Source organism: Rheinheimera baltica DSM 14885 (assembly GCF_000425345.1).
Lineage (GTDB): Bacteria > Pseudomonadota > Gammaproteobacteria > Enterobacterales > Alteromonadaceae > Alishewanella > Alishewanella baltica.
The window spans coordinates 1-25908 of sequence record NZ_AUDG01000055.1 but is presented as its reverse complement, the minus strand read 5'-3'; the positions used below and the strand labels follow the sequence as shown (position 1 = coordinate 25908).

23 protein-coding genes are annotated in these 25908 nt (G+C 45.9%); 7 read left to right on the top strand and 16 right to left on the bottom strand.

All coding sequences use genetic code 11. The annotated features are described in order from the left end of the window. Nucleotides 1–80: 80 nt before the first annotated feature. From katG to H595_RS23545, 9 genes are all read right to left on the bottom strand, one after another. Entirely contained in the window at nucleotides 81–2114 is a 2034-nt protein-coding gene (gene katG, locus H595_RS22585; protein WP_084153620.1) for a catalase/peroxidase HPI, read from the bottom strand. Nucleotides 2115–2180: 66 nt separating this feature from the next. After that, nucleotides 2181–3050 (bottom strand): LysR substrate-binding domain-containing protein, encoded by an 870-nt coding sequence (locus tag H595_RS0115805; RefSeq protein ID WP_027672084.1) that lies wholly within the window; start codon nucleotides 3048–3050, stop codon nucleotides 2181–2183. 164 nt (nucleotides 3051–3214) lie between these two features. Next, complete coding sequence (locus tag H595_RS23550) at nucleotides 3215–4141, bottom strand: patatin-like phospholipase family protein (RefSeq protein ID WP_084153619.1); 927 nt, start codon at nucleotides 4139–4141, stop codon at nucleotides 3215–3217. Continuing rightward, nucleotides 4138–7287, bottom strand: coding sequence for an efflux RND transporter permease subunit (locus tag H595_RS0115795; protein ID WP_037055046.1), 3150 nt, complete (start codon nucleotides 7285–7287; stop codon nucleotides 4138–4140). The genes H595_RS23550 and H595_RS0115795 overlap by 4 nt, the downstream gene beginning before the upstream one ends. Continuing rightward, a complete protein-coding gene (locus H595_RS0115790) occupies nucleotides 7280–8455 on the bottom strand; it encodes an efflux RND transporter periplasmic adaptor subunit (RefSeq protein ID WP_027672082.1) in 1176 nt (391 codons plus the stop codon). Before H595_RS0115790 ends, H595_RS0115795 begins: the two co-directional genes overlap by 8 nt. A gap of 62 nt (nucleotides 8456–8517) precedes the next feature. Then, nucleotides 8518–9279: a MipA/OmpV family protein gene (locus H595_RS0115785; protein ID WP_027672081.1), complete on the bottom strand. Its 762-nt coding sequence runs from the start codon at nucleotides 9277–9279 to the stop codon at nucleotides 8518–8520. 38 nt (nucleotides 9280–9317) lie between these two features. Then, complete coding sequence (locus H595_RS0115780; RefSeq protein WP_027672080.1) at nucleotides 9318–9791, bottom strand: antibiotic biosynthesis monooxygenase family protein; 474 nt, start codon at nucleotides 9789–9791, stop codon at nucleotides 9318–9320. Next, a complete protein-coding gene (locus H595_RS22575; protein WP_037055044.1) occupies nucleotides 9788–10612 on the bottom strand; it encodes an SDR family NAD(P)-dependent oxidoreductase in 825 nt (274 codons plus the stop codon). The genes H595_RS0115780 and H595_RS22575 overlap by 4 nt, the downstream gene beginning before the upstream one ends. Before the next feature lie 40 nt (nucleotides 10613–10652). After that, the gene (locus tag H595_RS23545) at nucleotides 10653–11066 is read right to left on the bottom strand and encodes a DUF2141 domain-containing protein (protein WP_051219943.1); all 414 of its coding nucleotides are present in this window, start codon (nucleotides 11064–11066) and stop codon (nucleotides 10653–10655) included. Nucleotides 11067–11310: 244 nt separating this feature from the next. Here H595_RS23545 and H595_RS0115765 point away from each other — a divergent pair, with 244 nt between their 5' ends. The 4 genes from H595_RS0115765 (at nucleotide 11311) to H595_RS0115750 (ending at nucleotide 14502) form a co-directional block, all read left to right on the top strand. Next, entirely contained in the window at nucleotides 11311–11955 is a 645-nt protein-coding gene (locus tag H595_RS0115765; protein WP_027672079.1) for a TetR/AcrR family transcriptional regulator, read from the top strand. Nucleotides 11956–12185: 230 nt separating this feature from the next. Next, nucleotides 12186–12917: an SGNH/GDSL hydrolase family protein gene (locus H595_RS0115760; protein ID WP_037055041.1), complete on the top strand. Its 732-nt coding sequence runs from the start codon at nucleotides 12186–12188 to the stop codon at nucleotides 12915–12917. A gap of 372 nt (nucleotides 12918–13289) precedes the next feature. Continuing rightward, nucleotides 13290–13883, top strand: coding sequence for an outer membrane beta-barrel protein (locus H595_RS0115755; protein WP_027672077.1), 594 nt, complete (start codon nucleotides 13290–13292; stop codon nucleotides 13881–13883). Nucleotide 13884: 1 nt separating this feature from the next. Beyond that, nucleotides 13885–14502, top strand: coding sequence for a DUF938 domain-containing protein (locus H595_RS0115750; RefSeq protein ID WP_037055038.1), 618 nt, complete (start codon nucleotides 13885–13887; stop codon nucleotides 14500–14502). A 76-nt stretch (nucleotides 14503–14578) separates the two neighbouring features. Here the strand turns inward: H595_RS0115750 and kynU are convergent, their stop codons facing one another. Both kynU and H595_RS0115740 read right to left on the bottom strand, forming a co-directional pair. Further along, nucleotides 14579–15826: a kynureninase gene (gene kynU, locus H595_RS0115745; protein ID WP_205623246.1), complete on the bottom strand. Its 1248-nt coding sequence runs from the start codon at nucleotides 15824–15826 to the stop codon at nucleotides 14579–14581. Next, complete coding sequence (locus tag H595_RS0115740; protein WP_051219942.1) at nucleotides 15823–16752, bottom strand: alpha/beta hydrolase; 930 nt, start codon at nucleotides 16750–16752, stop codon at nucleotides 15823–15825. Before H595_RS0115740 ends, kynU begins: the two co-directional genes overlap by 4 nt. Nucleotides 16753–17022: 270 nt before the next feature. On the opposite strand from H595_RS0115740, the gene yghU reads away from it, so the two are divergent. The 3 genes from yghU to H595_RS0115725 all read left to right on the top strand — a co-directional run bounded on the left by yghU (nucleotide 17023) and on the right by H595_RS0115725 (nucleotide 18551). After that, entirely contained in the window at nucleotides 17023–17856 is an 834-nt protein-coding gene (gene yghU / locus H595_RS0115735) for a glutathione-dependent disulfide-bond oxidoreductase (RefSeq protein ID WP_027672073.1), read from the top strand. 210 nt (nucleotides 17857–18066) lie between these two features. Continuing rightward, nucleotides 18067–18267 carry a hypothetical protein gene (locus tag H595_RS0115730; RefSeq protein WP_037055036.1) on the top strand — a complete coding sequence of 67 codons (201 nt, stop codon included), beginning with the start codon at nucleotides 18067–18069 and terminating at the stop codon, nucleotides 18265–18267. Then, nucleotides 18267–18551: a cell division protein ZapA gene (locus H595_RS0115725; protein WP_027672071.1), complete on the top strand. Its 285-nt coding sequence runs from the start codon at nucleotides 18267–18269 to the stop codon at nucleotides 18549–18551. The genes H595_RS0115730 and H595_RS0115725 overlap by 1 nt, the downstream gene beginning before the upstream one ends. A 44-nt stretch (nucleotides 18552–18595) precedes the next feature. Here the strand turns inward: H595_RS0115725 and H595_RS0115720 are convergent, their stop codons facing one another. The 5 genes from H595_RS0115720 to H595_RS0115700 all read right to left on the bottom strand — a co-directional run bounded on the left by H595_RS0115720 (nucleotide 18596) and on the right by H595_RS0115700 (nucleotide 25813). After that, nucleotides 18596–19756, bottom strand: a complete 1161-nt coding sequence (locus H595_RS0115720; protein WP_027672070.1) for a GNAT family N-acetyltransferase — start codon at nucleotides 19754–19756, stop codon at nucleotides 18596–18598. Between the two features lie 9 nt (nucleotides 19757–19765). Beyond that, nucleotides 19766–21127, bottom strand: a complete 1362-nt coding sequence (locus H595_RS0115715; protein WP_240474921.1) for a ribonuclease J — start codon at nucleotides 21125–21127, stop codon at nucleotides 19766–19768. A gap of 31 nt (nucleotides 21128–21158) precedes the next feature. Continuing rightward, entirely contained in the window at nucleotides 21159–24254 is a 3096-nt protein-coding gene (locus tag H595_RS0115710) for an efflux RND transporter permease subunit (protein WP_027672068.1), read from the bottom strand. Continuing rightward, complete coding sequence (locus tag H595_RS22565) at nucleotides 24251–25312, bottom strand: efflux RND transporter periplasmic adaptor subunit (RefSeq protein WP_037055035.1); 1062 nt, start codon at nucleotides 25310–25312, stop codon at nucleotides 24251–24253. The genes H595_RS0115710 and H595_RS22565 overlap by 4 nt, the downstream gene beginning before the upstream one ends. Before the next feature lie 162 nt (nucleotides 25313–25474). After that, the gene (locus H595_RS0115700; protein ID WP_027672067.1) at nucleotides 25475–25813 is read right to left on the bottom strand and encodes a Mor transcription activator family protein; all 339 of its coding nucleotides are present in this window, start codon (nucleotides 25811–25813) and stop codon (nucleotides 25475–25477) included. Nucleotides 25814–25908 lie beyond the last annotated feature (95 nt).

Below are 25908 nucleotides of genomic sequence, written 5' to 3'. Positions count from 1 at the left end.
GTCGCTAAATTTAGATGTTTTCATGCAGAATCTCCTGCGTTTATGTTACGAGAAAATTCTACTTTTGACGTCAGTTATTTTTAGGGTGTATTACCGCCGCTGCTGCGCTCGACAATCTGATAGCTATTGCGTCCTGTCGGCTCCCAGCGATAGTTCATATCGGTCAGGTTAACAAAGAAATCGTTGCTTAACACGCCGGGGCGATCGGTAAATACACCGTGCTTAGTACCACCATAGTTGGTATCTAGAACTCGCATGCCACCGATTAAGACGGTCATTTCTGGTGCAGTCAAACCTAATAATTGCGTTTGATCCAACATCATTTCTTCTGGAAGCACACTGAAATCTTTCTTTAAATAGTTGCGGTAGGCATCATGTAACGGCTCTAACACTTCAAAAGACTCAACATCAGTTTGCTCTTGTGATGCATCACCACGTCCGGATGCAAAAGGCACCTCAATAAGGAAACCAGCAGCTTTGGCTGCTTGCTCAATAGCTGCAGAACCACCTAACACTATCAGGTCAGCCAAACTGACTTTTATACTAAGGCCGGCCTGAATATGCACCAGAATATTTAACACTTTTTGTAATCGTGACGGCTCATTGGCTTCCCACTCACTTTGTGGTGCCAAGCGAATACGGGCGCCGTTAGCACCACCGCGATAATCTGAGCCACGGAAGGTGCGTGCGCTATCCCACGCGGTCGATACCAACTCACTGATCGATAAGCCGCTTGCCAGAATTTTCGTTTTCAGCAAGCAAATTTCCGAAGTGGTGAGGCTATAGTGCACTGAAGGGATCGGATCTTGCCAAATAAGCTCTTCTTCGGGCACATCAGCCCCTAAATAGCGGCTTTTTGGCCCCAGATCGCGATGAGTTAATTTAAACCAAGCGCGGGCGAAAACGTCTTCAAAATAGGTCTGATCTTTGTAAAAACGCTCCGAGATCTTGCGGTATTCCGGATCCATTTTCAGTGCCATATCGGCATCAGTCATAATAGGTATAGTGTGCCTAGACGGATCTTCGACGTCTAAAGGCTTATCTTGCTCGTTTATGTTAACTGGCTGCCACTGCCAGGCACCGGCCGGGCTTTTTTTCAACTCCCAGTCGTGTTCCATCAGCATTTTAAAGTAGCCGTTATCCCACTTAGTCGGTTCACTGGTCCAGGCACCTTCAATACCACTGGTTACGGTATCGCGGCCTATACCGCGCCATATGTTATTATTCCAGCCAAACCCCTGCTCATGCAAATCGGCGCCTTCAGGAGCCGGACCTAAGTATTCGGCGCGGCCGTTCCCATGCGCCTTACCGACTGTGTGGCCACCAGCAGTGAGCGCCACAGTTTCTTCATCGTTCATCGCCATCCGGGCAAAGGTTACACGCATATCATGGGCAGTTTTAAGCGGATCCGGATTGCCATCTACACCTTCAGGATTCACATAAATCAAACCCATCATCACCGCGGCCAGCGGATTTTCCAAATTGCGTTCACCGGAGTACCGGCTGCCTTCGCTACCGGATTTGGCCAACCATTCTTTTTCCGAGCCCCAGTAGGTGTCTTTTTCCGGGTGCCAGATATCTTCACGGCCACCGGCAAATCCAAAAGTTTTAAAACCCATAGATTCATAGGCCATGTTACCGGCCAGAATCATTAAATCAGCCCATGAAAGTTTATTACCGTATTTTTTCTTAATTGCCCATAGCAAACGTCGGGCTTTATCAAGGTTTCCATTATCCGGCCAGCTGTTAATAGGCGCAAAACGCTGGTTCCCCGAACCAGCGCCTCCGCGACCATCTGCAATACGGTATGTGCCGGCGCTGTGCCAGGCGAGACGAATCATCAAGCCACCATAGTGGCCCCAATCCGCTGGCCACCAATCCTGGCTCTTAGTCATCAGCGTTTTTAAATCCTGTTTTACCGAATGTAAATCTAAACTTTTAAATGCTTGGGCATAGTTGAAATCTACACCCAGAGGATTAGTTTTGTTGTCGTGTTGATGCAGAATATCCAGATTTAATGCCTTTGGCCACCAGTTGGTCATCTTGTTTACGATTGTATTGCTGGCGTACATCACAGGACAGTTGCCATCTGCGCCCGATTGCTGAGATTTCATAGGTTGCTCCTTAGTTGACATTTTTGAAAAGACATTTCTAAACTGAGCATTAACTTCGTTTACTCTCTAAAAAAACCTGATCTTTTGTATGAGGTGTTCTATCAAAGCCATTGCCGCTGCACTTTTAGCTTTATTGTTTGCATAAAGCACGTTCACACTTACATCATCTGTCTTAAAATTTCCTAACACTTCACACATAGCACCAGATTTGATATGCCTCTCTGCCATGAACTCTGGTAATAGACCAATTCCCAAGCCATTAAGCACAAGTTGTTCAATATTAGATATGCTGCCCGCAGCGACCTTCCACGGCACAGTAACTGAGGGCACATTGCTAAAACACCATTTATCTGTAAACTGAGTCAGAACGATACACTCATGCTCAATCAAGTCTGCGGGCGTTAGCGGAATACCGCGGTTGTTAAGGTAATCAGGTGAAGCGGTGAGAACTTGTTTGAATTGAGTCAGTTTTCGGCACAATAATTCAGAGTCAGCTAAGATCCCTGTTTCAATCGCAAAATCTAGTCCGTCTTTTATGATGCTGGTTTTCTGCTCTGATAGAGATAATTCCACTTTTACCTTGGGATATGTATCCATAAAATCTTTAATTAGAGGTAAAACCAAAAACTGACAGTAGCCCGCAGAAATCCCAACCCTAATTAGCCCTGCTGGTACTGAATGCTCTTGTAACAATTGCAAGGTCGCATGCTCTAATTTATCAATATGCTCTTCCACACTGGAAAAATATTCCCTGCCAAGATCAGTCAGGGACAATGCACGTGTTGAGCGATTAATTAACCGCTCACCAATTTTTTCTTCCAATTTTGACAAATGCCGACTGAAAGTTGCTTTAGGCAGGTTTGTTTCTTTAGACGCCTCAGATATACCGCCTGCTTTTACTATCTTCACAAAAAAAAGAGTTGAGTTGAGATTCATAAAATTCACCATGCTCTAAGGTAACTAGATGATTGCAAACAATACATCGCTGGTTTTCCGTAAAATATTCTTGCGTATCATCAACAAAATAGTGATTTATGTTGATGTGACTTCGTCAAAATTGCTTAACAAGGTTGTTTATTGCTAAATTATTTTCCTCGTATTTACTCGTTGCTCTGCAGAGTATGTTGTGTGATGTTTTTAGCGTTAATTTGGTTACTTAACCGAGCCACTATCTCCCTTGCATAACGCTCTCCCTCCAACTCCGCAGCTACAAAATAACTGCGCCAAGGGCCTGCTTTGTAATCCAGATCCGGGTGTATTAAAAAATCAGCCATCGCCACTTGCGGGTTAATTCTGGAGCGACGTAACTTATCTTTAGCGATTTGCTTTTCAGAAGTGCCAGGCGGTGCCGCGCCTTCTCGCGCCGACACATCTACTGCAATGACAAATTGTGCGCCGGCCTGTCGAGCGGCTAAAACAGCCACAGGAAGTGATTCATCCGCGTCAATATAAGTCACATTATTGATGCCAACAGGTGTAAAAATATTGAGTACTGCACCAGAAGCGCGAACTGCAACACCAATGTTGCCTTGGTTAAAAAACGTTGGCTCTCCGGTTTTCTCATTGGTAGCCACGACAATCAGGGACTTTGGTAGCTTCTCGATACTGACATTATTTAGGTTTGTGTTGACGTAATCTTGCAGACGCTGACCTTTGATCCATCCTTGTTTCAAAAAAGGTGAGAAATCAAATAAGGTTAAGGGCCCACCTTCAGCTGACATTTTGGATATCTGTTCGGCACTATAACCCGCAGCCCAAAAAGCACCAATTAATGCTCCTACGCTGGAGCCGACGACTAAGTCGACTTCAATATTATGTTGCTCCAATACTTTTAGAATACCAATATGGGCATAGCCACGCGGACCGCCACTACCGAGCACCAAAGCCACTTTAGGCTTAGGCATCATGACCGGCACCTCACGTAGTGCGATTGGACTATCTGCCGCCTGGTAATTTAGCCCTGCACTACAGGAAAACAACCAGGGTAAGGTGACTATCATTAAAAACATCCGAAATAAGCTCATCATGCTCCCTCCCCACTCGCTGTAGTCTTTTCAAACGATGGTATTGCCGGTTTATTAGTGACTTGTTTCTTAGCCAACAAGCGAAGTGCTGCCGGCGTGAACGCAAGAGAAAGTATGATTGAAAAACCTACTCCACCCGCCAGAACAACCGCGAGCGGTGGCCAGAAACTGCCCTCACTGAATAGCAGCAGTGGAACCAAACCACCAACCGTCGTTACGGTGGTTGACAGAATATGTCGGCTTGAGCCCATAGCTGCCGTAACAATTTCGTTAACTTCACCGCGCTTTGCAACGGGTAAAGCATTCACAGCAGCGATAACGACGATAGAGCCATTAATGGCAACGCCTACCAAACCGGCAACACCTAATAGCGGGTTAAAACCCATGGGTAAACCTGAGATCCAGAGGCTTAATAAACCAAACCCGGCTGACAGCCCTGCTACAGTAAAAACTAACAGAGCATACCGTAAGCTGTTAAACGTCAGGATCAATGTGGCAAACATCAGCACAGCCAACACAGGTAGAAAAGTCGATAACTGTCCTACCGCTTCTTGTTGCTCACCGGCGTCGCCTGCAGTAACCAGTTTGTAGCCCGCTGGCAAGGTAAAACCTTGTTGTTTTAACATGGCGTTTAACGCATTACTGGCATCAATGGGTTTAACGCCCGCAAGGGTAAACGCTTCAATGTTGTTAACACGCTGTCCATTCGTCCGGGTAATACCGCTGATTTTACTTTCAAGCTGCCACTGGCCTAACGAATGCAGTGGAAGCGTGATGTCTGAGGTTGACTGCAGCCCAAGTAAACTGAGCGCAAACATTTCCTGTAGGTTGCCGCTGTTTTGAAAACCCAGCTTTACCCGTACCGGTAACTCTTCAGTTTGTTGAAGCAACGACCCACCGACCACACCTTCCATTGCAGCGAACAACTGTGCGCTAAGCCCTTGATAATCTAAGCCGACTAAAGCGGCTTCTTGCGCGCTAATAGCTAATTTGAATTCACTGTCCTGATAGTCAATCGACGCTAACGATTCAGTAATACCGGTAGTTTTGGACATCGCCAAACGAACTTTCTGACCTAGCTCTGCCAAGATAGTTAAATCTGGTCCAAAAATTTCCACTGCAATAGGGGCAGATACCGGAGGTCCTTGTGAAAAGCTTCTAACCACAAATTTGGCTTGCGGAAACTGAGTTGAAAGCTGTTCTTGGATGGGGGCAATTAAAGCACTTGCATGATCGACACTCTGTGCTGTGACTACTGCATTGGCAAAATGCGCAGTACCGTCCCGACTCATCACCTGATTGTAATAAACAGACGGAGTTGACCCACCCACCAGCCAGGTGACTTGCTTCACATTGGGCTGCGAGCGGATAAAGGTGTCCGCTGCTTCAGCAAATTCGCGCGTTGTGGCAATATTGCTGCCGTCAGGCAACCACATATACACCTGAAACTGATCTCTGTCGGCATCAGGAAAGAAGATATTGCTCAATGTGGTAGACAAAAAGACACCACTGATGGCAAAAACACTCACCAGCGTTATGGTTCGCCAAGGCCGTTCAATCAGATAAGCAAGTAAACGCGATGTCTCAGCCGCAAGCGCAGGCCACTGAAATCCTTGCGATAACAGAGTTGTACCGGCAGTTCGAGCGGGAATATATCGTGCTGCTAAAGCTGCGATGACACTGAGTGAAATAAGCAGCGAACCCAGTAGCGCCATCACGACACTGATCGCGATGGGGCGAACAAAATCACCCACATTTCCTGGCAGTAGAAATACCGGCATAAAAGCTAAAACAGTGGTGAGTGTAGACGCAGTAAGCGGGCCACTGAGATGCTTTAACCCGGCAACGAAGGCTTCTGCTCTCTCCTTTTGCTGCACCTGAATTTGGTGTCTGATGACATCGGTAATCACAATCGCATTGTCGATTAACAAACCCACCGCCAAAATCATGCCGAAAATCGTCATTTGGTGAATTTGTTGGTTAAAAAAACTCAACGTGAATGTTGCAAAAGCGGCAGATAACGGCAACGACAAGCCGACAATCAATGCAGCTCTGGTGCCCATAAAAAACAACACAACCAACATCACCACAACGCAACCCAGCAAAAGGTTGCTTGAAAGATCATTCAATCTGGCCTTCGTGTATTCGCTTTGATTAAATACATTGTCAACAACAAGATTTGCTTGAAATTGTTGCTCGAATGCTTTGATGACGGCTTGTGCCTGCTCAGTCCACTGGTCAACTCTGACGGAAGTGCGCATCCTGGCGGCGATAAAGATAGCCTCTTCGCCGTTAACCAACGCTATTTCATCGCGGGGTGTGACATAAGCGCGTTTAACTGATGCAATATCGCCTAGCGTTAAAAAGGCATCATCATGAAGTTTTAATGGCAGTGCACGCAATGCGGCAAGACCGGAGAACTCCTCACCAACTTGCAATCGGGTACTATACACATCAGTTTGTAACGCACCTGAACTTTGTTTTGCATCTGCTGCAGCGATAACCGTGCTGACATCGGCAAATGACATGCCTGCTTGCTTTAATTGCTCAGCATTTAATTCAACGACCACTTCTTCAGCCACATCACCGTAAACTCTGACCAATTCTGTGCCGGGTAAACTACGCAAACGGTCAGCCATTTCTTCAGAAAAACGGCTTAACTGCAGTAAAGAAGTATCATTTGCTATCGACCTATGTTTAAGCGCCACGATAAGCGTAAACGCCGTAGCACCTCTTTTATCATCTAAAACCGGTGTAGCTGCGCCCGCTGGGAGCAAGCGAGTGGCTTCAGAAATACGATCACGTATTTTTGAGAATATTTGCTCATTGGTCTTATTAGTTACCCATGGCTGTAACTCAACAGATATGGAAGATAAGCCCGCTGTAGACGTCGATTTTAATTCACTAATCTCATCAAGTTGCCGCAGGCTGTCCTCCAATACATCGGTTACCAGCACTTCAACACGCTCTGCAGAAGCACCCGGAAACGGCGTCAGGATGATGACATTTCGATTATCAATCCTGGGATCTTCGAGTCTTGGTAGATTCTGAACTGCAGATAGGCCTGCCACGAGTAATAATACAATCGTCAGAACCAGCAAATGGCCATTTTTATAGAACAACATAAACCAGGGTTGTTGGTTAGTCATGATTGAAGCCCAACGGATTAGCCCCAATACTTTGCATTGTCAGCACCGGCTGCTGCACAGATACACGCTGGTCAGGCTGGATTTTATGCATACCGCCGGTCACTATTTGAGTATTGTCTGTGAACACCCCAGATACAAAAGCGCGTTCAGCGTCGAAGTATTCGATATTGACCAGTAAAGGCTGCACTAAAAATGATTGTTCTGAATCCACGACTGTCATCAATTGCCACATGCCGCGAACACCTGCACTAAGCGCCGAACGGGGAACCCAGCTGCCAACGACATGAACTTCCCGGGGTAAAGAGAAGATTAACGTATCGCCGGCAACCAGATCAGTAACGCCAGTATCTAGCAGCAAAAGCACATCTTGTGTTCTGGTTTCGCGCTGTTTGTTCTCAATAACAGCCTCTACATAAGCAACAATTGATTCGCCCCCATTTAATAGGGTGATTTTCTGTCCTTCCTTTAATGCACTGGCATCCTTTCCCGATACCGCCATTCGCGCTCTTAGCTGGCCAGTTTGTTGTAGCCTTATTACCGTCTGCCCCGCCGAAATCACAGCTCCCTGATCCGCATAGCGTTTTTGCAGCATACCGTCGAACGGCGCAACTAATACGGTTTTACTCTGCTCTACCTCTAACCGGGCGATGGCAGCTTGTGTCTCGGCGACAGCCGCCTTTGCCGATGTTAAAGCCAATCTTGCTTCATCAGCAATTTGTTGAGACACCAGCTTTTTCTTTGCTAGTTCAACAGTACGTGTTGACGTTACCCGCGCTAATTCGGCTTCTGCTTCTTTACGCTTTAATGATGCCAACAACTGACTTCTGTCGGCCGTTAGACGCTCGGTGTCGAGTTTTGCAATCGCCTGCCCTTGCTGCACCCGCTGGCCTTCGTCAACTAATAGTTGAGCAAGGGTACCGCTGATATCAAAGCCAAGATTACTGACATTGATGTGTTCTACCTGGGCAAGAATACGATGTTGTTCAACGAAGGATGGTTGTAACGTTAATAGTGCCGTTTCAACACTCACCAGTTGATGACTGTTAGATAAAGCTGGCTTCATTCTGTCGCCGGACGCAAACATCAGCAGAGCTAGCACCAGTGCAGATGAAAGTAATAAAATTACCAACAAACGTCTGGGGTTGTTATTTACTAAAAACTGATACATATCATTACCTTGACTATCAAAATTAATTAGGCTGATGGCCCTATCTTGTCACCATAAATACATCAAAACTGAAAGGTGACACCGGCAATAACCTGATTAACATTCTCCCGATCAGTAATAGGGGCTGTTTTCGCATCACCACGTAACTGACGTCGTTCGGCTGACAGCAGCAGGCTCCAATCGTCATTCAGCACAAAGACTGATTGAAGGCCTATCGCAACCTGGCTAAATCCGCTATCGAGCTCAATCGCTCTACTTGACGGCTCTAGATTAAAATCGGCATTCATGGCGTCTTGGTCTGAATAGGTGAGCTGGCCAAACACTTGGGCCTGCATAAATCGGTTTTGGAATACACCCATAGTCAATCGTTGATCAGCGAGAAAGCCGTCGTGATCGCCATTGCGTGCTCTGAGCCTGACTAAAAAGGCCAGCGGCACCGGGCCAATAGTGGTTTTGTATTCGATAAGAGATCCAAATGAAACTGAACGGTCTTTAGCAGTTAACTCATTACTCGTTAGCGTGTTTGAGTCTGAGCTTTTTCTTTCATGCTCTATCACAAAAATGCCGCTCACAGTCAGATTTTCAGTGATTGGCCAGGATGCCCCAAACTCAGGCACGCCTTTGACACTGCTGACAAAAAACATTCCCGTGTTATAGCTCACCACCGGCAAGATGTTGTTTTCGTCAATGGCTGAGCCCGGATGTGTAGCTTCTCTTGCTATGCCTAAACCTATATAATTCTGTGCCTCAGCCTGAAAAGGTTTAAATAAACCCAGCAATGTCAAAATGGCAATAATCAGCTTGAACATCGATGTACCTTTCATATAATCCGCCTTGAAAAAAGTTAATAAGTAATGTCGGTTCAGTACATTGAACTACCGTACTCGTCCATCAGCGCTTCAACATCACGCCATTCAGTTTGCAAAGCCGAACGTGACGTCGTTAAATGGAAGGAGCGCGCCGTAGACACCGCGAGAAATCCCTCTTTTGCAGCAGCATCATGCACAGTGCTTTTGACAAATTGCTTTAGATCAGCCTCGTTTTGCCACAGCGTTAACGTCCATGCTTCACGTCCAGATAAACTTCGCCTGACCTTGTGGCCGAGGTATCCCTCGTACTGCGTTAACGAATCTAAAACTTGATAAGTGCCATGCCAAAACTTCTCATTGTCACCGGAGTTTTTACCTAGTTTTACATGTGTCACTGCCATCACCAGAGTCTGTTGCTCTGGTTCAGCCGTCAGTTTTTTATCCCAATGCATGGGTGAGCTAAACAAACATGCGGATTGCGTTACAGACAAAACCAGTACAGATAACTTTTTGCTCAGAGACTTCATTTTGTGCCCCTTTCACTAATTGTTCCGTTTTTCAGCTGAGGTTTCGTCATGCCTGCCATGACCAGCGCCATAATCCTGATCCGGAAATATCTGGGCACGGTCAACAAAAAATTGAGCAGTTTTGCTAACATGCCTGGTCTGACGGTGAGGCGCTTCCCAAGTGCAGCAATAGACTGTTTGGCAACAATATCGGGGGTTTCCATCTTTCCTGGTGATAACCGGGCCCGTTCGGCAAAACCACTGTCCACCGGACCGGGAGCTACCGCCAGAACATCGACGTTGTATGGTTTTAATTCGTAGTACAGGCCTTCGGCTAGTGTCTGGATATAAGCCTTAGAAGCTGCATAGTTACTGGACTTTGGCACCCCCTGAAAAGCAACAATTGAACTGAGCAGGACAATTCCGCCTTTTTTATTGCGGGCAAATCTTCGGGCAAAGTAATGTACTTGTTCGGTTACGGCACGACAATTGACATCAACCATGTCTAATTCATCTACCAATTCAGCATCAATAAAACGACCGGAGGTGCCAAATCCTGCGGCAGCAACCAGCAGCCCTATATCAAGCGCTTCACATTCCATCATGAGTTGTTCATTAGCACTACGGTCTGAAAGATCTAACGCCAACACCCTGGCTTCAACACCAAATGTGTGCTCGAGCTCTGATGACAACTGGAAAAGCTCAGGTTGTCGCCGGGCAACTAACACCAGATTGAAACCATTTGCTGCAAGCTCACTCGCAAACGCTCTGCCAATACCGCTACTTGCGCCCGTAACAACAGCCCAAATCCCGTATTTATTTACCAATTGAATGTTGTTCATTTATTCTCCAACTTCGTCAGATTGACGATGCTCACAGACATTAATCAATGCTAATTTCTATGCTGTTTGCATTAGGAAATTGAAACTTCGCTTCATCAAAAGTTGGTGCGCGCATTGTCGGGCGTACGTTATTAGATACGCCCCAATCTTCTTTAGGTATGCCAAGAAAATTCGTGTCAGTCATACCGTTCTCATTAAGGTCATGTGACACGGCAATAGCGTACATACCTGGGCTAACATTGCTAAAAACACAGCTCACTGTGCCTTTTTGCGCAGGTTGCCATTGCTGTAAAGCCGCCTCACCCATCGGAAATGTATCGCCGGACAGATGCAAAGAGCAGCCGATACGGCCCTTATCACTTTTAATACCGTTAACCTGTACAGCCAAATCTGCAGAAATAGCCGCAAATGGAACAAAGATTAAACTGACAACTAACCCAATAACTGAACGCATCAAAATCTCCTTAAACTGTGGGCCTATCGGTGTAACTTCTTTTACAAAATTGCTTAAACCAGCATTTTTAGCAGTGCTGACGTTTTGGCTATTTCGTTGTGCGTGGTAACCTCTTACCCCTCAAAACCAACCTGATTTTCAACGTGACGGGTACTTAGATGAATTAAAACTGCATTTAATGTACGAATGAGTACTATAATAGCAGCATTAAATGAACGATCAAGTATCTTAATTGGATTATTTTATGGACGAGCTAAAATCAGCTAAACCCAGGCGTGGCAGACCCGTCAATCCGCAGCTAAGCGACGATATTATTTGTGCAGCAGGAGACATGTTTAGTGAGATGGGGCTGCACGCTACCAAAATGGAACACATTGCAGCAAAGTTAAAGATTTCAAAACTTACGCTGTATTCTCGTTTCAAAGACAAAGAAACGCTTTTTGCCGCGGTTATACAGAAAAAATGCCGTGAATTTGTCCCCGATCAGCAATTTGCTGATTTAGACGCAACAGATGCCAAGTCATCACTCACTCAAATCTGTTTTGGTCTGATGCAGCTATTGGTCAGCGAGGATGCGCTAGGCATGGAGCGCATGCTGATGGCACTTGATAATACTGAAAGGGCTAAATTGACGCGCATGTTTTATCGGGAAGGTCCTGAACGAGTTATCAATCTGATAACCCAGCATTTGACCGAGCTTAACCGCAAAGAGATCTTAAGAATAAATGATGCCTACTTTGCTGCGAATGCACTGGCAGCGTTAATTAAAGGCGCTGATATTTGCACTCGTATGCAGATGCATATTGAACCTGCACCTACGCACAATGAGATGAAAACGTATTGCGATGCTGTCGTAGAGCTGTTTATAAGAGGGTTAGAAAATCGATAGCTTTTTCAGGTTGAGCCAGGGTTCATGAACCTAAAATTGTTATTTTCAAAGGATTATTTTGGTAAACATCTGTTTTTAATAAATAAATATTTTTTTATAGACACGAAGTTCTAATTTACGACAGATAAGTTAAATTGGTTATTGATTTAAGTTATATCGACTAATGATGCAGCTCTTTGAACTTGATAGTATGCTAAGCGATTTTAAAAATAGGACATAAATTCTAAATAATGATTATACGTTGGCTTCTGCTTACCCTGCTCTGCGGGCCACTGCTGTTATGGCAAGCAAAGCGTGCACGAAAACGTGCTTTGTACTTACCTGAAGCGTTAGGTCGTCGAAGCGGCATGTTGGGTAATGGCGAGCCGTTGCGCTTGTTAATTTGCGGCGACTCTGCAGCTGCAGGTGTTGGGCTATCACAGCAAGAACAGGCCTTTTGCGGGCAATTAGTTGACCTGCTGGCAGAGCGTTATCAGGTAAATTGGCAACTTGTCGCGAAAACCGGCCTGGATAGCGCGGGCTTAAACACCTTATTACAACAGAGTTACTCACATCCAAATGCGGTATATAAGCTGGATGTGGTTGTTGTATCCATTGGTGTGAATGATGTTACGGCGCGGCGCAGCAAGGCTGAATTTCAAAAGCAGATCCGAGTATTACTAAGCAGACTGGCCACCGATTTTACTAACCCCTATGTATTGTTTAGCGCTATTCCCCCTATGCAACACTTCACTGCTTTACCCTCACCGCTTAATTATTGGCTAGGTTTAAAAGCCGCGATGCTCAATCAGGCACTGGCAACCGAGTTAAGTAATTGGCCAAAAGCGCAGCTGCTATATAGTGATTTACCATTAACGGCAGATATGTTTGCTGCCGATGGTTTTCATCCGTCTGAGTCAGGTTGTAAAACTTGGGCTAATATCGTTTTCGATGCTATTGAGCGTATTGTAAAAACAAACTGAGTTCACGGCCAGATATTACAGTGACGAATTAAAGCCCTTATTTAATAACATTCAGTCTTTATGACACGCTCGCATATTTACACTCTGCATGCGGTTTTTTCCACATATCTTTACAGAAGCCATATGAAATTAATTGTTATAGGTACTACATTGAAAAATGCTTGCACCATAGCCGTGTACTGCCGAAAACCGACTAACGTTAACTATGAGACGACTGAACTTGTTGTGCGTTAGCGACGACATTTAATTTTTCACCTCTGAAATGCCCTCACGTTTATAAAAATAAACGAAAAAAACAATAATATAAACACTTATGACTTATTTCTGTTACTATTCTCGCGATTATTTTCCCCATATCTTTACAGAGGCCATATGAAGTTACTTGTTACAGGTTTAGCATTAGTAGGTTTTGGATGCGCAGCTTTCACTGTGACGGCAGCAACATCACCTGATATCAGCTGGAACTACCTAAGTGCAGGCTACGCTAAAGCGAATATTAAAATCAGTGATGGGCCGCGATTTAAACCAGATGGATATCAGTTAAATGGCAGTTACCTGTTGTCTAACAACATATATCTTCGGGGAAGTTATTTCGATGTAACATTATCAGATACGGGAGTGGATCTTGACACGTCAGAGGTAACTTTAAGCCTCGGCATGCGCGATGCGATATCTCATCAGGTAGACTCTTTTTTTGAAGCTGGATACGGCCGTTCTGTTGCAAAACTCAATAATGTTAAGGAAACAGATAACGGAGTTCAGGCGAGTGCTGGTTTTCGCTGTAGGGTAACGGCAGACTTGGAACTGGATATCGCCGCACGCTACAGTGACTTAGGCGATGATGAAATTATCTATGGCGATTTGTCAGCACGTTACCGTATAACTCCGATGTTCGATTTTTACGCTAGTTATCAGTTTGAAAGTGATGTATCGATATTTGCAACTGGTGTGGTATTTAACTTCTAAGATGATAACTTTGCACCACAACGCCGATTTGCCGTTTTCTCAGGCGTGTGAAAACAACAAACAGCCCATATTAGCCGTGTTACAACAGGCATTTGCACATTGTAAACACATCCTTGAAGTAGGCAGCGGTACTGGGCAACATGCAGTGCATTTTGCTGCGTCGTTGCCTCATCTTCATTGGCAGGCGTCAGACCAGGCAATATACTTGCCCGACTTAACTCAGCGCATTAAGCGCAGTGCTATCGCTAATTTGCCGCTTCCGGTATTATTCGACGTTACACAAGAGCCTGCTTTTATTACAACTTTCGACGGTATCTACACGGCAAATACCTTGCATATAATGCCGTGGCCGGTTGTGCAGCAGTTTTTTATGCACCTTAACATGTTGTGTACACCTGATGCGGTACTGTGTATTTATGGCCCGTTTAAATACGAGGGTAGATTTACCAGTGACAGTAATCAGGCATTTGATTTATCGTTAAAACAGCGTGACGCGACAATGGGTATTAGAGATATTGAACAAGTCGTTGCTTTAGCTGAGCAACAGGGTTTCTTGTTAGTGAATGATTTTGCCATGCCAGCAAATAATCAGTTATTACAATTTCAACGCTCACTTTAAGTTATTAGCATTAAAAAATCAGAAAAAGGCAGTAAAAACCACCTTAATACCGGCTAAATGCCGGGTTGTTAACTGATCAAGTTACTTTGTGCTTAACCGCATATTCTGCCTTTAAGTACTCGCCGCTTTGTACAATATCCGCCAGAATTTCCACTGCGTGCCAGATATCCCTAAAGCGCAAATACAGCGGCGTAAAACCTAAGCGAAGTATGTCCGGCGCTCTGAAGTCAGCAATCACCCCACGCTTTATTAACGCCTGACACAAAGCATAGGCTTTAGGGTGCTGATAGGCTAGCTGACTACCCCGCTCTGCTGCAGATAACGGCGTTAGAAGCGTTAGCTCGGCCAATGCATCGTGTTGTTTGACTAATTTATGAAAACTGTCGCTAAGTGCCAATGACTTTTGTCTGAGTGTGCTCATATCGACATCACTAAACACATCAAGTGCGGCATCTAATACACTCATCGATAAGATGGCAGGTGTGCCGGTAAGGTATTGCTCGATCCCTGGCGCTTTATCGTACTTGTTGTCAAAACTAAACGGGGTTTTATGCCCCATCCAGCCAGACAGTGGTTGTACGACATCAGCTTGATGGCGCTTGGCAACATATAAAAATGCCGGTGCACCCGGGCCGCCATTGAGGTATTTGTAACCACAGCCCACGGCAAAGTCGACATTGCACGCATCAAGCTCAATGGGTAATGCCCCCGCGCTGTGGGCTAGGTCCCAAATAACTAAAATGCCTTTTTCGTGTGCCAGTTGCGTAAGGCGCTGCATATCAAGCAAGCGGCCACTGCGAAAATCAACCTGTGTAAGCATTAATACCGCTACGTGTTCGGTTAATGCACTTTCTAATTCGTTATTGTCTACTAGCTGGAGCTGGCAATTTTGCTGGCCCAATAAACTGGATAAGCCTTCAACCATATAAAGATCGGTAGGGAAATTGCCAGCTTGGGACACCACAATCTTTCTACCTTGTTGAAGCAACATGGCGCTGCTTAACACTTTAAATAAATTTACCGACGTGGAGTCACAGCTAATTACCTGCCCGGGTGCAGCACCAATTAGCCTTGCAATTTTTTCACCTACCGTGCCGGGTAAATCAATCCAGCTATGGCTGTTCCAGCTTTTAATTAAGTCCTGGCTCCACTGAGTGGCTAAAACGTCTTGTGCACGTGTCGCGGCCACCTTTGGCATTGCACCAAGCGAGTTACCATCTAAATAAATGGTATTGGGCGGCAAAACAAAGGCATCGCGTTTTGCCGCAAGGCTGTCTTGTGCGTCAAATTGTTCTAACTGGGTTATACCTAATGGCGTATTCAAAGTGGTAATAGCTCCTGCAGTGAAATAACAAACTGCTTATACGCAGTAGTTTGCGGATGGATCCAATCAAAGTGCCCAGCGTTTTCGACCATCTTATAAGGAATACCGCTTTGGCTGGCCTGGCTTGGCGGCACAATATTATCGTTGCTGCCTTGCAATAATAATGTTGCAGGGTGCATAAGCTGCTGGTTTGGGCTGGCTTGCTGATATTGCTGTGCCAAATCGCTGTAGGCGCCGCCCATAAACTGAGCCGTTGCGCTTTGACAACTGTTACTGCCGCTTGCGTAAGTTGGCATGTCGGTTATAGCCGCCAGGCCAATAACGCCTACAATACCTGCCCCCTTTATTTGGCTGCCCGCTAATAATGCCAGCTGGCCACCGGCAGAGTGCCCGCTTATTACAATCCGCGATGTATCAACGCCATATTGTGGCAACGACGCTTGAGCGAAAGCGATACCTTGTTTGATGTCTGTTAAACTGCCTGGCCAACCACCACCTTCGTCACCTGTACGGCGATACTCTAATGACCACACCGCATAACCTTCTGCAGAAATGGCCTGACTAAAGGCATTGCTGTGTGAAATATCGTAAGCATTTAACCAACAACCACCATGAATAAAGATAACCAGTGGTATTCCAGCTGCGCTCTTCAGGCTATTGGTGGCTTTATCAACCGGTAAATATAACTGGCCAAATTGTAAAGGGGTGCTGTTATACGCCAGTTTGATACTGCGATCTTCATACGGCAGTGCTATTACACTGGAGTAACTGACATTATTAAGCGGTGTAGCAGCTGTAGGTAAACTGAGTGTGGTTGATTTTTTTACAACGGGTATAGCACAACCGCCTAGTAATAGTAGCGCTGACAATAAGGTGCTATGCAGCAACGAAAAAGGGGTTTTAGCACTTAGCCATCTCTGTTGCATAGTCCGTTTTATTCCAATAATCAGACTGTTATCGTAAGTTGTATATGTTGCTCAAAAGTTTTTGGTGCGTCAATACTTTGCGCCAAAGTATGGCGGCTTTTATGCTTGTGATATTCAAATTAACTATGTCTTAGAGCGAAAACATCATTTATTAAACCTTGTATGGCCTTGTAAAGCTAACACCCAAAGCCAATATCTGATTAGAAGTTAATGCCTGTTTGCAACTTAGTACAACGCGCACTACCCCATGAAACGAAATAAGGAAACATTATGTCTTATAGTCCCCCTAAAGTTTGGACCTGGGATAGCCAAAACGGTGGCCAGTTTGCCAATATTAACCGCCCGGTATCTGGTGCAACACACGATAAAGCGTTACCTCGCGGCACACAGCCGTTTCAGCTGTACTCTTTGGCGACACCGAACGGTGTTAAAGTAACCATTATGTTTGAAGAGCTGCTCGAAGCGGGGTTTGACGAAGCTGAATATGATGCCTGGTTAATCAATATTGGCGATGGCGATCAGTTCAGTAGTGGTTTCGTCGACATTAACCCTAATAGCAAAATACCGGCGTTGTTGGATACCATCAGCGGGAACCGGGTATTTGAATCCGGTTCAATTTTACTCTATCTGGCGGAGAAATTTGGCGCTTTCCTGCCAACCGATGTGGCAAAGCGTACGGAAGTGATGAACTGGCTATTCTGGCAGATGGGTAGCGCACCATTTTTAGGTGGCGGCTTTGGCCATTTCTATGCCTACGCGCCGGAAAAATTTGAATATCCAATTAATCGTTACGCTATGGAAGTGAAGCGCCAATTGGATGTATTAGATAAACAACTGGCGAACCATAACTATATTGCTGGTGATGAGTACAGTATAGCCGATATGGCTATTTGGCCATGGTATGGTGGTTTAGTTTTAGGCCGGCTTTATAACGCGTCTGAGTTTTTGGCGGTAGAGCAATACCCTAACCTGCTGCGCTGGGCTAAACAGATAGATGAGCGTCCGGCAGTAAAACGCGGCTATTTAGTTAACCGTGCCTTTGGTGATGGCCCACAAATGGCTGAACGTCACAGCGCTGCCGATTTCGACGAATTTAAGCTGTAGCCTATTTTAACCTCTCAAAATTCGCGGCCTCCAACCAAAGGCCGCTGTAGTAGTTTGCGCTAATGTCAGTGTGCGCCGAACAAAGATTGCTGGCTTTTTCGACGCTTGTTGTTTTAGTAAGCATTCAGCGCTGGATCCCACGTTTTCACTGGAGTTGCACCGCTAAATTCAGTATGGTGCCAGCCCTTTATTTCTGTTTTGGAATTACAGATGACTACCTTGATTAGCGAGCTGGAAACAGCAGTACAAAACCTGCTTCAAAAAAACACCCAACTTAAACAACAACTGGCAACATTAACTGAACAGCATGAATTGCTGCAGCTAGATGTTATGGAAAAAGAAGAGCAACAAAATACTGATGCGGCACGGATAAAAACACTGCTGGAAACTGTTCAGGCCGGAAATAACTAATGTCGGTGCAGCAAAATGCCCTGACGATAACAGTGCTTGGGCGGGAATATCAGTTTAAAGCACCACCAGGCCAGCAAGCTGCTTTGCAGTTGCTGGCAAACGTGCTTGATGAAAATGTGTCAGCAATGCAAGCGCAGTCTCCACTGGCAAACAGAGATCAACTGCTAGTGCTCAGTGCTATAAATACCCTGCATGAACTGAGTCAAATTAAGCAGCAAAACGCAGATGACAAACAACGGCTAGTAACATTATTGCAGCACCTAAAGACACAACCGGATAGTTAAAACAGCAGAAACGTAACCATAAGATGCCAGTAATGTGATACGCATCAATTATCGGCTTTTTTGGCAAACGGTAATAAGTCACTGGCCTGGTCTACGTACTGCAAAATGCTTTGGCGCTCTTCATTGCAGTAACGCGTTACCGCTTCAGACAGCATTGTAGGGGCAATATCGTAAAATGCATGGCGTACCACTGGCTTAAACCCGCGCTGCAATTTGTGTTCACCCTGGGCCCCCGCATCAAAAAAACTTAATTGCTGTGCAATACAATACTCTATACCACTGTAATAACAGCATTCAAAATGCAGCCGGTCATAATCGGCAGAACAGCCCCAATAGCGACCATAAAGCGTATCATCTGAGCGAAAGCACAACGACGCTGCGACTAACTGCTGTGCAGCATAAGCGGCAAAAACAACAATGCTATCGGCAAGATGCTTGCCCCATAGTGAAAAGGTGTCCAGACTAATATAGCCCTGATGACCTGAGCGCTTAAAATAGGTGGCACAGTAAAACTGATAAAACGATGACCAAAAATCAGCATCCAGCTCAGTGCCTGAAAGGGTTTTTATAACAACACCTTGCTGTTCTACTACGCTTCGCTCTTTGCGAATATGTTTGCGTTTACGTGAGCTAAGCGCGGCTAAAAAGGCATTAAAATCAAGATAATGATTATTATGCCACTGAAATTGCACATCGTAGCGTTCGAGATAGTCACCCGTTTGAAAAACCGCCCTGTCGTCTGGGGCGACGTACAGGCTTTGAAACTGACTGAGTTTTAGCTGCAACATTAATTGACGGATGGCTTGCTGTAGAATGGTTAACACGTCTGAGCGCACAGCCCCGGGTGCAATAGCAATACGTGGCCCTTGGGCTGGTGTAAATGGAATAGCGTTAATTAGTTTAGGGTAAAACGGCAGTTGGTATTGCTGATACGCTTTTGCGAATTGCCAATCAAAGAAGTATTCACCATAAGAATGCTGTTTTAAATACGCCGGCATTATTGCAATGAGGGTGTCATCTTGTTTAAGCAGTAAATGCATGGTCTGCCAGCCGGTTTGGTGTTTACTCGTGGCGGTATCGACACTGCCACCCTGCTCTAATGCATGCAAAAACGCGTAACGACAAAACGGATACTGGCTATCGAATAGCGCATCCCAGCTGGTTTGGCTTACCTCGGTAATGGAAGACAGTATATGTAACTGCAATTGTGCTCCCTAGCGGTTTACCGCTAAACGGCCTACTTTGGCATAACCAGGCCACAGCCTGGGGTTCGGTGCCAGCTCAAATAAATCACCATTTTGTCCACACAGTTGTATTGGCACACCTGCAGCCCTGGCTATATTGGCATTTTCGGCTAAATGTGCTGCCTCGCCATGGGTGGGTACCGCTATTTTGGGTTGTACCCAACGGTACAGTAAATCAAGCTCTGCGCCATTAGGATGACCGGACACATGAATAGGTAAGTCAGTATCGTGGCTTTGCATGGTTGTAATATGGCGCGCTTTAAACTTCTCTACCAACCGTGCAATTAACATCTCGTTACCGGGGATAATAATGGAGCTAAAAATAACTAAATCTTCTTGCTCTAATAACAACAGCGGATGTCGGTCATCGGCCAAACGGCTAAGTGCTGCTCTGGGCTCACCTTGTGAACCCGTTGCAACAACCAAAACTTCATGCTTGGGTAAGTAACCTACATGTTGTGCATCAATCACAATAAGATCTTCAGGCCAATGTCCGGTTGCACGAGCGGCACCCACCATATTGTCTAATGAGCGGCCTAATAACGCTAAATAGCGACCGGTTTTAACCGCTATGCGCGCCAGTGAAATTAGCCTGCCAACATTAGAGCTAAAACCGGTTACCACCACTCTAGCCTTTGCTGATGCGATAACGTGTAGCAACGCCGCAGCACAATCCGCTTCTGATACGGAAAAACCGCTGCGAAGTGCGTTCGTTGAATCACACACCATTGCGGTAATATTTTGCTGTGCCAAACGTTTAAATACCGCTGGTTTAAACGCTCGCCCGAGTATTGGGCTGGCATCCATTTTCCAATCTGCAGTATGAAACACACTGCCAGCAGCAGTTTTAATTATTAGCGCATGTGGCTCAGGAATAGAATGCGTGATGGCCAACCAAATCAGGTTAAATGGGCCAATATTAATGGTGTCGCCACTTTGCACCTCAATGATCGGCATTTTTTCCAGAAGACCAGTACCATTAAGTTTGCGCCGCAGAATTTCAGCAGTAAAAGGTGTGGTGTAAACCGGGCATTTAAAACGCGGCCATAAATGTGGTAAGGCACCAATATGATCTTCATGCGCATGCGTAATAACAATGCCACACAAATTGTCGACTTGATCGCAAATAAACGCCGGATCGGCTGTCACAACCTCGGCAAGTTCAGTGCTAGTGTGCGCTGCACTTCTCTGCGGCGTTAACGGACTATTAAAGGTAACGCCGCAATCTACCATTAACCAGCGGCCAGCATGGCCATACAAGTTAAGATTCATGCCTATTTCACCCGTGCCTCCCAATGGCAAAAACCACAGATCGGCATTGCCGGGTGTCACAACAGGGCGAATGCTGGTAATAATCGTCTCCTTAGCGTTGTTCTAGCTGCTCGGCTTCGTCTAATTCAGTTTCAAGGCGTTTGTTCTCATCGGCCCGGGGTTTGGCAAACCTGGCCAAAGCTAAATACAATACCGGTGTTAAATACAGCGTAAAAATAACAGCAATACCTAAGCCACCAAAAACTACCCAACCAATGGCATTGCGGGCTTCAGCGCCTGCTCCGCTAGATAAAATCAATGGTAAACCACCGAGTAACGTCGACAACAATGTCATGGTAATGGGCCGCAAGCGAATACTGGCTGCATTTTCTACCGCCTCTCTTACGCTATAACCTTGATCTCGAAGTTGATCAGCAAATTCGACCAGCAGAATAGCATTTTTTGCCAGCAAACCGATCAACATTACCAAACCTATTTGAGAGTATATATTGATTGACGTACCGGTAAGAAATAACGCAAATAATGCCGCTGCAATGCCAAAAGGTACTGTCGCCATTACAACAACAGCACTGTTTAGGCTTTCAAATTGTGCTGCTAGCACCAACAACACGATAATAAACGCCAACACGTAGGTCAGTGTTACTTCTTGCGTGGTTTCTTCAAAGGTTTGCGCCTCACCCAAAAATACCAGGCCGATATTGGCTGGCAAGTGTTGCTCTGCCAAGGCTCTTAATTGCTCAACTGCGATTTGAATAGGCAGTTCTTCAGGTAATTCCATTTCCATTTCAATGGCACGGCGCTGCGCCTGTCGTTCTAATTCGGCCGCAACACCTTCTTCTGAAATCGTGGCTAAACTTGATAGCGGCACTAAACCGCCGTTGCTGGAACCAACGTAAAGGTTAGCTAAATCAGTAGGGTCTTGTACCTGCGAGGTTACTGCTTGCAATATCACCGGAATAGCTTGGTCGCCCACATTTAAATCAGCTAAATCATCGCCATTAATAGCAACGCGTAACGTAGTTGCAATGTCGGACAGCTTCACTCCAAGCTCTTCCGCCCGGCGCCGGTCAATGTTTACCCTAAGCTGTGGCTGTGTCGGCTGATACGAAATACGTGGCATCCCAAGTGCAGGCATTTCTTGCTGAATGACTTTTGAAAAGGCCTGCGCTGCGGCAAAAATACCGGTATAGCTTTCGCCAGTTAAAGCTAATTCCAAACCACCGCCTTGACCACGCAAGTTAAGGCTATTTGAACCAAACGCCCGAGCAGGCGCGCCGGGAATAGCGCCCAGTGGCTGACTTATTTCTGCAATAATCTCTTGCTGCGACCGTTCACGCTCACTCCAGTTTTTCAGTGGCACCGTAATAAAAACTAAATTAGGATCCCATTGCCCTACAACCGTGTAAATAGAATCAATATCGCCACCGTTAACGTAAGGCAGCAAAATGTCTTCCATTTTATCAGCCTGACGGTCCATGAAATTAAGCCCTACACCATCAGGCCCGCGGGCAAAAATTCGTATGGTACCGCGATCTTCAGAAGGCATCAGTTCGTTATCAAGCACAGTGTAAAGACTTATTGCTGAACCTGCTGCCACCAAACAAGCTATAAATACCCACCATGCTTTATCTAGCGCAACATGTAAGCTGCGCTGATAGAGGTTAAGCACCTTATTGCCAACACCAGAAAATACATTTTTACTACCTTGTTTTAACGGTAATCGCGCCGTTAATGCCGGTACCAGTGATAACGCCACGAACGATGAAATAATTACTGCAATGGCCAGCACACCGCCAAACTCGCGGAATAAGCGCCCTGCAGTTGACGGTAAAAACGCTATGGGAACAAAAACAGCAACCAGTACCGCCGTTGTCGCCACTACAGCGAAGAACACCTCACGTGTACCAATAACCGCCGCCGCTCTGGCGCCTAGCCCCATGCTACGACGACGTTGAATGTTTTCTGTCACCACAATGGCATCATCAACGATTAACCCGGTAGCGAGCACCAATGCCAGCAAGGTGAGAATATTTATTGAGAAACCCATTAACCAAATTGCAGCCACGGCGCCAATTAGCGACACGGGTATGGACAAGGCTGGCACTATGGTGGCTCGCCCTGAGCCAATAAATAGCCAGAGTGTCGCCACAACCAACGCAATGGTTAATAGCAAAGAGGTAATAACTTCTTTTACAGAGCCCCGGATAAATTCAGCATCATCTGAGGTAACCTGAATAACTAATTCCGGAAAACGACTTTCCAGTCGGGCAACCATGGCCAACACTTCATCAGAAATTTCTATGGTATTAGAGCGCGCCTGACGAATTACACCCAAGCCCACGACGGGTTTACCATCCAGCCGCACTAAGCTTTGTGCATCAGCCGGGCCAAAATACACCGTAGCGACATCGCCAACCCGGGTGTTACCGCTAACAATGATGTCGGCCACTTGTTCAGCGGTAATCGATGTTGCGTCAGCACGGACAATAAGCTGCTGATCCGTTGACTTCATACTGCCTGCAGGCACATCAAAGGGCGCCTGACGCAGCGCGGCTGCCACATCGGTTACCGCAAGATTAAAACTGGTTAAGCGAAGTGGATCGAGAAGCACCCGCAGCACCCGCTCCCGGTCACCGTTGAGGCGAACATCAGCAACGCCTGGAATACTTAAAAATAAAGGTGCTAAGTCGGTTTCTACGCGCTCAGTAAGGGTTTCTAAATCTAGCGTTTCGCTGGACACCGCCAAGCTGACCACTGCTTCAGCATCGTTGTCGGCTTTAATAATAGCCAGACGCTCGACCCCTTCGGGTAATTCACGTTGTACACGGCTTACCGCCTCACGGGTTTCATTGGCGGCATCATCAAGATTGATACCTGGGCGAAATTCAACCCTTACTCGTGAACTGCCCTCTTCACTGGACGCATTTATTGACTTAACGCCACTGACACGGGCAACAGCACCTTCTAATTTACTGGTAACTTCAGTATCAACTGTTTCGGGCGAGCCACCAGGAAACGCTGCCGTAACTGACACAATAGGCCGGTCAAAGTCTGGAAGTTCGCGCACTTCTATGGAATTAAGAGCAGCAAAGCCAGCAATAATAATCAGTAAATTTAATACGACAATTAAAACCGGTCGACGAATAGACAATGATGGCAAATCATTCTGTGGTAGGGGCTTGCTCATAATGCACCGTCCGAAAGCACATTATTTGCCGCTGCAGGCACAGCGGCTTTAACTGCCTGCCCTTCACGCAAGGTCTGAACGCCCTCAACAATTAGCTCATCACCCAGTTTAAGTGCACCAGACACCAATAAACGTCCTGCTAATCGCTGCTTTATTTGTACATCAACCCGTTTAGCAACGCCATTTTCTGCTAACCACACATAGGCACTGGTTGCTCCCCACAACAACGCAGCTTCAGGAACAACAGGATATTCTTCTCCAGCTAACTGCATGATGACGCGAAAGCTCATACCCGGGCGATATATATCTGCACGGTTATCTAATAATGCGCGCACACGAATACTGCGGTTAACACTGTCAATGCGCGAGTCAATCTGTTGAATTTTTGCTTTGATACGCAGCTCTTGTGCATGCCATGGTGCCAATTCAACATGAGCATTACCTTGCAAAATGGTTAGTGCCGCTTCGGGCGCACTAAAATTTATTAACAGTTGTTCACGGTTATCGATAGTGGTGATAGCCGTTTGCTGGTTTATACGGTCGCCTTGCTCGACGTCGGTAAGCCCGGCAATGCCAGTGAAAGGCGCCCGCACCGTTCTGTCCTGGCGTTCAGTTAACGCTTCGGTTAATTGCACTTGCATTAAGTCACGCGCAGTAATGGCGTCATCCAATTCACTTTGGGCGATTGCGCCCTGCTTACGACTGGCTTGCAGCCGGGTAAGGGTTCGGTTTGCATCTGCCAACTGAATAGTTGCTCTGTCAACGGCCACTTGCTGACGTCTGGAATCCAGCTCTAGCAGTACATCCCCTTTGTTAACCAACTGACCCGGCACAAAATTGACCGCAGTAACTTTATCTCCAACCGCTGGATATACCACTACAGATTGTAGTGCTTCTGCCGTTCCAACCGCTTCAACTCTGCTGGCTTGTTGTTCAAAGCTAATAGGTGCTGTAATCACTTGAGTGACTCGGCCTGCCCCTCTAACCTGCGCAAAAGTGCTAAAAGCACTGAACAGTAAAATTGAAAAAAGCACTACAACAAAGCGTGTAAACGGCATTAGGCGTCCTTTTATTAGAATGAATGTTGTCTTAACCGGCAACTATACGGTTTTATGCTGAGAAGACTTGAGATAAATATACCAGGTTAAATGAGATAATTGTGGGATCAGATAGGAGGAATTGGGATCAAGTGGAACAGGAAATGAAAAAGCCTTTCAAATTTAATCAGGAAATAAGTCAGGCTGTTTCTCTGCAACAATCCGTTTGTGTGCTCGATTAATTAGCTTATATATACCACGTGTCGTCATGCCATGCTTTAGTGCCAGCTTAGCGTGGTTATTCCCGGTAAATTCTTCGTATATGTCCATGTCACGCTGCGCTAGTTTGTATAGGAAGTTTTTAGGGAAATTAATTAGCTGGCCGCCCCAGTGTTCGGCCAGAAATTCTGCCAATGCTATGCCGCATTGGTCTGCAACATCATCTGCAATACCATGATCCGCTAAAATCTGTTTAGCATGCGCTGCTACATCGTCAAGCAGTTCAGAACGTAGCGCATCCATACCGAGTCTGTAAAAAAAACTGTGTAAGTGGCATTCTATCTAACTCCTTAGAAGGGATAAAGAATGCCAATTACAGACCAATTACTGGATCAGCT